We start from the raw sequence: 9305 nt of genomic DNA on the forward strand, positions 1-9305 counted from the left end.
GTACAGAGCGAATATACAGTCATCGAGAACAACAACGGAGACTTAAAAATGAGCAAGATGACAGAAAGAGCAAGAACCTACAGATTACCGAATCCTACCACTCCGGAGGATCTGGAATGCCGCTGGAGCAAGACCTTAAGATTCGGTGATAAGGTAATCCTGGCAGGTCACTACTACAACGGAGCAGGCAAGCCCTCCTACTACGGCGCGGTTTACGAGTTCCTCACCGAAGACACCGGATGCGAGGCAGAGATCGGACTTCGGGAGGTAAGTGGCGTAGATTTCATGGATGAAGGCCATGCTCTTGAATGGGCGATGAAGAACGCCAACAATTAGTACGGAGCTTAACGGCTCCTTTTTTATACCCAAAAGATCGCTTCGGCGGTCTTTTTTTTTATGCCTGTAAGGAGGTGGGCATATGGCAATGCGGAAACTAAAAAAATACGTCCCTACCAAGTTCAAGGCAAAGAAGTCCGTGTATGATAGGGATGCCGCCGACTACGCAGTGAACTTTATTCAGGCTCTCTGCCATACCAAGGGAACCTGGGCTGGCAAGCCTTTTGAACTTATCGACTGGCAGGAGCAGATCATCCGTGATCTCTTCGGAACCTTAAAACCAAACGGCTACCGGCAGTTCAACACGGCATACATAGAGATAGCCAAGAAGCAAGGAAAATCAGAGCTTGCTGCCGCTGTGGCACTGCTTCTTACCTGCGGAGATGGCGAGGAAAGAGCCGAGGTTTACGGCTGTGCCGCAGACCGTCAGCAGGCAACAATCGTATTTGATGTGGCTGCCGACATGGTAAGGATGTGTCCGGCTCTGAACAAAAGAGTCAAAATTCTCGCCTCGCAGAAACGAATCATCTACACCCCGACCAACAGCTTTTATCAGGTTCTATCCGCAGAGGCTTATTCCAAGCACGGTTTTAACATCCACGGTGTGGTCTTTGATGAGCTTCATACCCAACCGGACAGAAAACTTTTTGATGTTATGACCAAGGGCTCCGGTGATGCCCGAATGCAACCTCTGTATTTTCTCATCACCACTGCGGGAACCGACACCAATTCCATCTGCTACGAAACCCATCAGAAGGCAAAGGATATTCTTGAAGGTCGAAAGATCGATCCTACTTTCTACCCGGTAATTTACGGGGCTGCCGAGGATGATGACTGGACAGATCCAGAAGTCTGGAAAAAGGCTAATCCATCTCTTGGAATCACCGTCGGCATCGACAAGGTACAGGCTGCCTGCGAATCAGCAAGGCAGAATCCGGGTGAGGAGAACGCCTTCCGCCAATTGAGATTGAACCAATGGGTAAAACAATCAATCCGCTGGATGCCGCTTGAGAAATGGGATGGCTGCTCTTTTGCGGTTAATCCTGATGAGCTTGAAGGCCGTGTATGTTACGGCGGTCTTGACCTGTCCAGCACCACCGACATCACCGCTTTCGTGCTAGTGTTCCCGCCGAATGATGAGGATGACAAGTATTACATCATGCCGTTCTTTTGGATTCCGGAAGACACCATGGAGCTTCGAGTTCGTCGTGATCATGTACCTTACGACGTGTGGCATAAACAGGGATTTCTGGAAACTACTGAGGGTAACGTGGTGCATTACGGATACATCGAGAAGTTCATCGAGAACCTGGGTACCCGTTACAACATCCGTGAAATCGCCTTTGACCGCTGGGGTGCTGTGCAGATGGTCCAGAACCTTGAGGGTATGGGTTTTACCGTAGTTCCTTTTGGTCAGGGCTTTAAGGATATGTCACCGCCGACCAAAGAGCTCATGAAACTCACTCTGGAGCAGAAGCTTGCCCACGGCGGTCATCCGGTTCTGCGCTGGATGATGGACAACATATACATCCGCACAGATCCGGCAGGCAACATCAAAGCCGACAAGGAGAAATCCACCGAGAAGATTGACGGTGCGATTGCCACCATCATGGGACTTGATCGTGCTATTCGATGTGGCAATGACAACGGAGCCTCAGTCTACGATGAACGCGGCATTCTGTTTATCTGAGATTTAGGTGCTTTTATGGTTTGCCTTTGCAAAGGGGCAGCGTTTTCCAATGCACTGATTGTTCTGAGAAGAGTGTGTGCAAACAATATCGGGCTTTTCCATCTCGATCCCGAAGTATTCTTTTACAAAGTCGATGGCCGAGAGAATTGAAAGAAATGAATCTCGCTTGCAGCAGCGTGGGCCTCCGATCTCACCGATAGCACCCAGTGATTTAGCAGTCATGCGGTGTGATAGCGCAAACGGCTGCTGCGAAAGAGGTGTAGATTTTGAAATGATGGATACAAACATGCCGGAACTGATACCCGCACCGCAAGCACCCCAGAAGCCGCAGGCCCCGCCGGGTACGCTCTTCCCTCGATTCATCATTTCTGCAAGTGCTGACTCAAGATCAATTGCTCCTCCCGCGTTTTTGTATGCAGTCAGGAGTGAAGCCCCAACCATGACATGATGCTCTGGGCCGTGCATATGGCAAAACGGCAAGGCCATCATCTTCTCGATGATCTCGACAGGATTCTTTGATGACTCAGCCAAGCAGAGACCGATAATCGTATCCATGCCAGCGGTATGACAATCATTGCAGACATAGTGACCATGGATACAGCGAGTCTTACTGTTTTCCTTCTTGTGGCAAATTGCACATTCCATCATTTCGTCTGCGTCAAGGTATTCTAACGGTGCTTTACAAATAAGGCATTCCTCTTTCATCGCAATTCGCCTCCATATTCCACAGGTTGGCAACCCGGTAATTACGTGCATAATACCATGCCGCAGCACTGTTTTAAAAGGCTGACGGCATTTCATTTCTCAAAGGAGTTGATTCACATGAGCATTTTCGACGGTCTCTTCCGTTCCAGAGACAAGCCCAGCAACCGCACGGCAGGCAGCGGCTATACGTTCTACATGGGCGGCAGCACCGCAGGCAAGCTGGTGACGGAGCGGTCGGCTATGCAGATGACGGCGGTGTATGCCTGCGTGAGAATTCTGTCAGAGTCAATCGCCAGTCTCCCGGTTCATCTCTACCAGTATGAATCGGAGGGCAACAAGGCCAAGGCGGTAAAACATCCCCTCTACCGCATTCTGCATGATGAGCCGAATCCTGAAATGACCTCATTTGTATTTCGTGAAACGCTGATGACTCACCTGCTCCTCTGGGGCAATGCCTACGCGCAGATTATCCGAAACGGCAAAGGTGAGGTTATCGGACTTTATCCCTTAATGCCTAATCGCATGACGGTTGACCGGAACTCAAACTCTCAGATTATTTATCAGTACCAGATTCAGGACTCGGATGCGCACACAGGCAAGACCGGCAGTGTAACTCTAAAGCCATCCGAAGTACTGCATGTACCGGGACTCGGCTTTGACGGGCTTGTCGGGTATTCACCGATTGCCATGGCGAAAAATGCCATCGGACTATCCATTGCAACCGAGGAATACGGAGCACGGTTCTTTGCCAACGGTGCAACACCGGGAGGCATTCTGGAGTTTCCGGGAACGGTGAAAAATCCTGAATCAATCCGCGAAAGCTGGAATAAAGGTTTTTCAGGTAACAATGCCCATAAGGTTGCGATACTTGAGGAAGGCATGAAATACACGCCCATTTCCATTTCACCGGAGCAGGCGCAGTTTCTTGAGACCAGAAAGTTTCAGATTGATGAGATTGCGAGAATTTTCCGAGTGCCGCCTCACATGGTGGGAGATCTTGAGAAATCAAGCTTCAGCAACATCGAACAGCAGTCACTCGAGTTCGTGAAATACACCCTGGAGCCGTGGATTATCCGCTGGGAGCAGTCACTTAACCGGGCACTTTTGTCTGAGACCGAAAAGCCTGACTATTTCGTGAAATTCAATGTAGACGGGCTCCTTCGAGGTGATTATCAGAGCCGCATGAACGGCTATGCCATTGCCCGTCAGAACGGCTGGATGTCAGCCAATGATATTAGAAGTTTAGAGCAGCTTGATCTCATTCCGGATGAGCTTGGCGGGAATCTGTATCTCATCAACGGAAACATGACCAAACTGCAGGATGCAGGAATTTTTGCAAACAAGGAGAACAACAATGAAAAAGTTCTGGAAGTGGAAGAACCAGACGGAGCCGGAGAATCCGGGGAATCAAAGCCAAAGCACTCAGACCCCGGAAAGAACCCTGTTCCTGAACGGCACCATCGCTGAGGAAAGCTGGTTTGACGATGACGTAACACCACAGCTTTTCAAAGACGAGCTTATGAATGGTTCTGGAAATATTACGGTCTGGATTAACTCTCCCGGCGGTGACTGTGTGGCTGCCGCTCAGATCTACAACATGCTGATGGAATATCCCGGTAACGTCACCGTGAAGATTGACGGTATTGCCGCCTCGGCTGCCTCGGTAATCGCCATGGCAGGAACCAGGGTAATGATGAGCCCGGTTTCCATGCTGATGATCCATAACCCGATGACCATGGCCTTTGGCAACTCGGCAGAAATGCAAAAAGCCATCGACATGCTCGGAGAGGTCAAGGAATCCATCATCAATGCTTATGAGCTTAAAACCAGTCTCAGCCGCGCCAAACTCTCAAGGCTCATGGATGCGGAAACCTGGATGAATGCTAACAAGGCTGTAGAGCTCGGATTTGCAGATGCAATTCTTGAGCGAAGCGCAGAGCCTGAGAATGTGTCTGAAACGGCTGCCGCTACAGCATTTTCCAAGGCTGCGGTAACGAACTCCCTCATGGAAAAGCTGTCTGTCCGATGCCGCATCTCAGCTAAACCAACCGAACCGAAACCAACCAATACTGAACGCTCCGTCGCTGATTTGATGGAGCGTCTTAACCTTATCAGAAACTAAACCAGGAGAATTTATGACTACTGTAAACGAACTTCGTGAAAAGCGAGCAACTGCATGGAATGCCGCTAAGGCCTTTCTTGAATCCCGTCGTACCGACAAGGGAACTCTTACCGCTGAGGACGATGCCACCTACACCCGCATGGAGCAGGACATTACCGATTTGAGCAAGGAAATCGCCAGACTTGAACGACAGGAGGCAATTGATGCAGAACTTTCCCGTCCCGTTAATCAGCCCCTTACATCAAAGCCTGCCTCTGTATCTCCTGCTACTGACTCTGTGGTAAAGCGCGGTCGTGCCTCTGATGAATACAAGGCAGGAATGCTTAAGGCTCTGCGCTCCAACTTCAAGCAGGTTTCCAATGTTCTGCAGGAAGGCGTGGATGCTGATGGTGGTTACCTGGTTCCGGAGGAATATGACTCCCGTCTTATCGATGTACTTACCGAAGAAAACATCATGCGCTCTCTGGGTAACATCATTACCACCTCCGGCGAACACAAGATTAACATCGCCGCTACCAAGCCAGCGGCCGCTTGGATTGAGGAAGGCGGTGCGCTCTCTTTTGGTGAGGCTACCTTTGATCAGATTTTGCTTGATGCCCATAAGCTTCATGTGGCCATCAAGGTAACCGAGGAACTTCTCTACGATGCCCAGTTCCCACTGGAAAACTACATCATTGACCAGTTCGGTAAGGCTCTCGCCAACGCTGAGGAGGATGCATTCCTGAACGGTACCGGTCGTGGTCAGCCACTCGGTCTCTTTGCAGAAACCGGTGGCGGAACTGCAGCTCTTTCTGCTGCATCTGTAACTGCCGACCACCTTATGCAGCTTATTTACACCTTAAAGCGTCCATACCGCAAGTCTGCAAAATTCATTATGCATGACAAGCTGGTGGCTGCCATCAGACAGCTTAAGGACAATAACGGCGTGTACCTCTGGCAGCCGGCACTGACTTCCGGTGAACCGGATAAACTCCTGGGATACGATGTGTACACCTCACCGTTCTGTCCTGAAGGCAAGATTGCTTTCGGTGACTACAGCTACTACAACATCGGTGACCGCGGTACCCGCTCCTTCAAGCAGTTAACTGAGCTCTTTGCAGGTAACGGCATGATTGGCTATGTGGCCAAAGAGCGAGTGGACGGCAAGCTGATTCTGCCGGAGGCGGTGCAGATTATGACCATCACCGGCGGTAAGACCGTGAAACCCTAAAGCTCCATAACGGAGCTTTTTTTATGCCTTCATTTAGCTGAGTTTTTCTCTGCTGATGGAGGCTTTTTGGAGTTTTGACATGAGCATTACCCTCAAGGAAATGAAAAACTATCTGCGTGTTGACGGCACCGAGGACGATACGCTGATTCGCTCCCTTATTGGCTCTGCAGAAAGGCTCTGCATGGATGTGATAAGAACTGATGACGTGAAGATTCTTTACGGTTCGAAGTACGGCAAGGCAGCAGTGATGTATGCGGTGAACTACATGTTTGAGCACAGAACCGAAGCTGACTTTAAGTCTCTTACGCTATCTTTACGCTCCATGCTGTTCGGCTCAAGACAGGAGGCATTCTGATGGAAACAGGAACGTTAAACGAACGTATACAGATTTATGAACCAAAGGCTGAAAGGAACCTTACCAGTCTTGATGACTACGAGCTTTCCGGTACAGTCTGGGCAAATGTACGTGCTGTGACAACCCGTGATCAGATGCGCTCCGGTGTCGATGTGCAGAGCGGGCAGATTACAGTTTTCATACGCTATCTTTCCGGCCTTTCGGATGACTGCCTAATCCGGTGGAATGACAAGTTTTACGGCATCGATAATCTGTCTCCCGATAAGCATAAGGGAGAAATTCTGCTTGGCTGCAGCTATTCAGGGTTTAACGATAATCAGAGGATTACCACATGATTTCAATCAGTGAAATGAAAGCCAAGGTTAAGGCTCTGGTGGAAGACATCACCGGGCAGAAAGCCTACTTTGACATTGTTCCGAATAACGTTAAAACCGCATCGCTGATAACCAGACAGGCTACCGAGTTTTCTGGCAGAACCGTTGACGGCGATGCCCATGATGTGCGGCATGGCTTTGAGATTTTTATTTTCTCGTTTGTAAGTGCAGACACCTGTGATGCTATTACGGACCGGCTGGTGGCTGCCACTGACGGTAAATACTCAGAGGATTTCCGGCTCATCATGGTAAACAGCATAACACCAACGGAGTACGACCCCGAGGTGGGATTCTGGGGCAATGCGGTAAGTATGGAGTTTGTTGAACGATGATTAAAGCAGACACCTCCGGTGCTGATGTTCTTGCAGAAAAGCTCAAAGGTCTGCCAACAAAACTTCAGACCAAAATCAGCCGTGTAATTCTGAAGGAGGCTCTCAAGGAAACCGGAGCAAGAGAAGAACTTACAGGTTACATCAGCACCCACTTTAAAGCCCATACCGGCATCTACCGCAAATCTGTATCCGGCATCAAATCATCAAGAGTACGTTCAGACCCTAACCGCATTATCTCGTACATACATTTTCTGCCGGTGAGTAAGGTCAAAGGCGGCAAGGAAGGCAAAAAGTCTCATATTCCACCAAAGACTCTCAATCACTGGCTTAATGCCGGTACCCGGGATCACACTGTCGGTAAAGGCTCAAGTCTTGAAGGCAACAAGGTAATTCAGCAGCTTATTGCCAACAAATATCAGATTGCAATTAACAAGGCCAGACTCAATCTCGCATCTGCCAAAACGCAGAAACAGCGGGAGCGATATCAGGCCATGATGGAACGCAATACAAAAAAGCTTGCTGCGGTTAAGGCTAAAGCTACGAAAAAAGCCAGTCAGCATGGTGGCAAGGTTAAGGGCATCACCGCCCGTCATTTTATTGAAGCGATTCAACGCAGGGTAGATCAAAACGCAGTGGCCATTGTGGTTCAGCAGGTTGAAACCTCTATGGCCGATTTATTGAAATAGGAGAAAACAGAAATGGCTAAACATACACAGCTTTACGATTACAAGGCAAAGGAGCCGGTACTTCTCGGAGGTACTCATTCCCAGTTCTCAACCGATGATGGAGTTACCTGGCTGCCGCTTAAAGGAGCTCAGGAGCTCGGGGATATCGGTGACATTGCTGAATCCGTGGAATGCACCACCATTGATGATGACAGAAAGGTTTACTGTGGCGGTTTGAAGGATTCTGCTGAAAAGGAACTCACCATCTATTACTACGATGATGACGCCGACCAGCAGGCTCTTATTGCTGCCGCTGAGGCACAGCAGACAGTCCGCATCCGCCATCAGTGGCCTAACGGTACCAGGGCAACCTATGACCTTAAGCTTCTCGGTTATCAGATTATGTCCGGCTCTGCTGATGGCTTTATGCAGCTTAAGGTATCCGGCAGACAGGCATCTGATGTTGTCTGGTCGAATGCCGATGTAGCTGAACAGACACAGACAGATGAACAGGAAGGAGAATAACCATGTCTTATTTAGATCAAATCAAAGGACTGAAATTCAAAGTCAGCAAGGTAACCGTTGATGGTGTGGACTTTTATCTGCGTGAGCTTTCCGGCAAGGCACGTCTCGACTTTGAAGGCGAGAAAGATTTACAGCTTCGTGTCCTTAAGATGATGCATGCATCCCTCTGTGATGCCGACGGCAACCTCACCGAAAAGCCGGAGGACTTCGAAGCCTTTATGGAATCAGTGCCGAACAAGGTACTGCTCCAGCTCGTTAATGCCTTCTCGGCTCTTAACATCACGGGTGAAACACACCTAAAAAACTAATCCGGGGCAGTTTTACTTTCAGACTGGCGGTGAGAATTGCCCGGGAGCTTCACCGCCCAATCTCAGAAGTTCTGGAATACCCCACCACCGAGTTCAACTACTGGGCGGTGGTTTTTCAGGAGGAATACTTTGAGGCGCATCCGAAAGAGAGGTACAGATATGGAATGAGCAATGAGGATTGTACAAAAGAGGTTGAGAAGTTTAAGCGAATGATGAGAAGACGATAAATACCGATGACATAAAATGCATATCGGTTTAATACTTTGCGGATAAACGTCAGATAAATGTTGAATAATCCGCGTATAGTCGTTAAATTAGATGGCAGAAAGTAAGGTTTTGACATCAGCACCTTTTAAGTTCAATTGCATATCACGGATCAAAATTCAGTGCTGTGCTAAAATGGGGATGTCATGAAGTTTGGAGAGATTAAGTGTTATGGGCAATATTCTGAATCCTGGTAACGATAACAGCTTTATCAGACTGGTTAAAGCGAAAGATACCAGAGTGTTTGTTGATAAAACGGATTTTATTGAAAAAACCAATGCACTATTTAATACCGATGGAAATCTCATCGCTGTTACCCGTCCCCGCAGATTTGGAAAAACCGTAACTGCGCATATGCTCTCAGCGTATTATTCCAAAGGGTATGCCGGACAAAAGATATTTGACGGTTTGAAAATTTC

At 48.8% G+C, this 9305-nt stretch carries 13 protein-coding genes; 12 read left to right on the forward strand and 1 reads right to left on the reverse strand.

The window, feature by feature from the left end:
* The coding region (locus BMY80_RS11165) for an Nmad4 family putative nucleotide modification protein (protein WP_245730167.1) at nucleotides 1–336 on the forward strand (336 nt) is incomplete at its 5' end.
* Nucleotides 337–418: 82 nt separating this feature from the next.
* Nucleotides 419–2026, forward strand: coding sequence for a terminase large subunit (locus BMY80_RS11170; RefSeq protein WP_093143720.1), 1608 nt, complete (start codon nucleotides 419–421; stop codon nucleotides 2024–2026).
* A 3-nt stretch (nucleotides 2027–2029) separates the two neighbouring features.
* On the opposite strand, the gene BMY80_RS11175 is transcribed toward BMY80_RS11170, so the two are convergent.
* Nucleotides 2030–2731 carry a DUF5714 domain-containing protein gene (locus BMY80_RS11175; RefSeq protein ID WP_177178579.1) on the reverse strand — a complete coding sequence of 234 codons (702 nt, stop codon included), beginning with the start codon at nucleotides 2729–2731 and terminating at the stop codon, nucleotides 2030–2032.
* A gap of 117 nt (nucleotides 2732–2848) precedes the next feature.
* Between BMY80_RS11175 and BMY80_RS11180 the strand changes: the two genes are divergently transcribed.
* The 10 genes from BMY80_RS11180 to BMY80_RS11230 form a co-directional block, all read left to right on the forward strand.
* Nucleotides 2849–4198 carry a phage portal protein gene (locus tag BMY80_RS11180; RefSeq protein WP_093143722.1) on the forward strand — a complete coding sequence of 450 codons (1350 nt, stop codon included), beginning with the start codon at nucleotides 2849–2851 and terminating at the stop codon, nucleotides 4196–4198.
* Nucleotides 4086–4853, forward strand: coding sequence for a head maturation protease, ClpP-related (locus tag BMY80_RS11185; RefSeq protein ID WP_093143732.1), 768 nt, complete (start codon nucleotides 4086–4088; stop codon nucleotides 4851–4853). Before BMY80_RS11180 ends, BMY80_RS11185 begins: the two co-directional genes overlap by 113 nt.
* Nucleotides 4854–4866: 13 nt before the next feature.
* Nucleotides 4867–6063 (forward strand): phage major capsid protein, encoded by a 1197-nt coding sequence (locus BMY80_RS11190; RefSeq protein ID WP_093143733.1) that lies wholly within the window; start codon nucleotides 4867–4869, stop codon nucleotides 6061–6063.
* A gap of 79 nt (nucleotides 6064–6142) precedes the next feature.
* The gene (locus BMY80_RS11195) at nucleotides 6143–6418 is read left to right on the forward strand and encodes a head-tail connector protein (protein ID WP_093143734.1); all 276 of its coding nucleotides are present in this window, start codon (nucleotides 6143–6145) and stop codon (nucleotides 6416–6418) included.
* Nucleotides 6418–6753: a head-tail adaptor protein gene (locus tag BMY80_RS11200; protein WP_093143735.1), complete on the forward strand. Its 336-nt coding sequence runs from the start codon at nucleotides 6418–6420 to the stop codon at nucleotides 6751–6753. Before BMY80_RS11195 ends, BMY80_RS11200 begins: the two co-directional genes overlap by 1 nt.
* Nucleotides 6750–7124: a hypothetical protein gene (locus tag BMY80_RS11205; protein ID WP_093143736.1), complete on the forward strand. Its 375-nt coding sequence runs from the start codon at nucleotides 6750–6752 to the stop codon at nucleotides 7122–7124. Before BMY80_RS11200 ends, BMY80_RS11205 begins: the two co-directional genes overlap by 4 nt.
* Nucleotides 7121–7810: a hypothetical protein gene (locus tag BMY80_RS11210; RefSeq protein ID WP_093143737.1), complete on the forward strand. Its 690-nt coding sequence runs from the start codon at nucleotides 7121–7123 to the stop codon at nucleotides 7808–7810. The genes BMY80_RS11205 and BMY80_RS11210 overlap by 4 nt, the downstream gene beginning before the upstream one ends.
* Nucleotides 7811–7822: 12 nt before the next feature.
* Complete coding sequence (locus BMY80_RS11215) at nucleotides 7823–8314, forward strand: phage tail tube protein (RefSeq protein WP_093143738.1); 492 nt, start codon at nucleotides 7823–7825, stop codon at nucleotides 8312–8314.
* A 2-nt stretch (nucleotides 8315–8316) separates the two neighbouring features.
* Nucleotides 8317–8622, forward strand: coding sequence for a hypothetical protein (locus BMY80_RS11220; protein WP_093143739.1), 306 nt, complete (start codon nucleotides 8317–8319; stop codon nucleotides 8620–8622).
* Nucleotides 8623–9057: 435 nt separating this feature from the next.
* On the forward strand, nucleotides 9058–9305 hold a 248-nt coding region (locus BMY80_RS11230), incomplete at its 3' end, for an AAA family ATPase (RefSeq protein WP_177178580.1).

The sequence above is a fragment of the Ruminobacter amylophilus genome, assembly GCF_900115655.1.
GTDB classification, from domain to species: domain Bacteria; phylum Pseudomonadota; class Gammaproteobacteria; order Enterobacterales; family Succinivibrionaceae; genus Ruminobacter; species Ruminobacter amylophilus.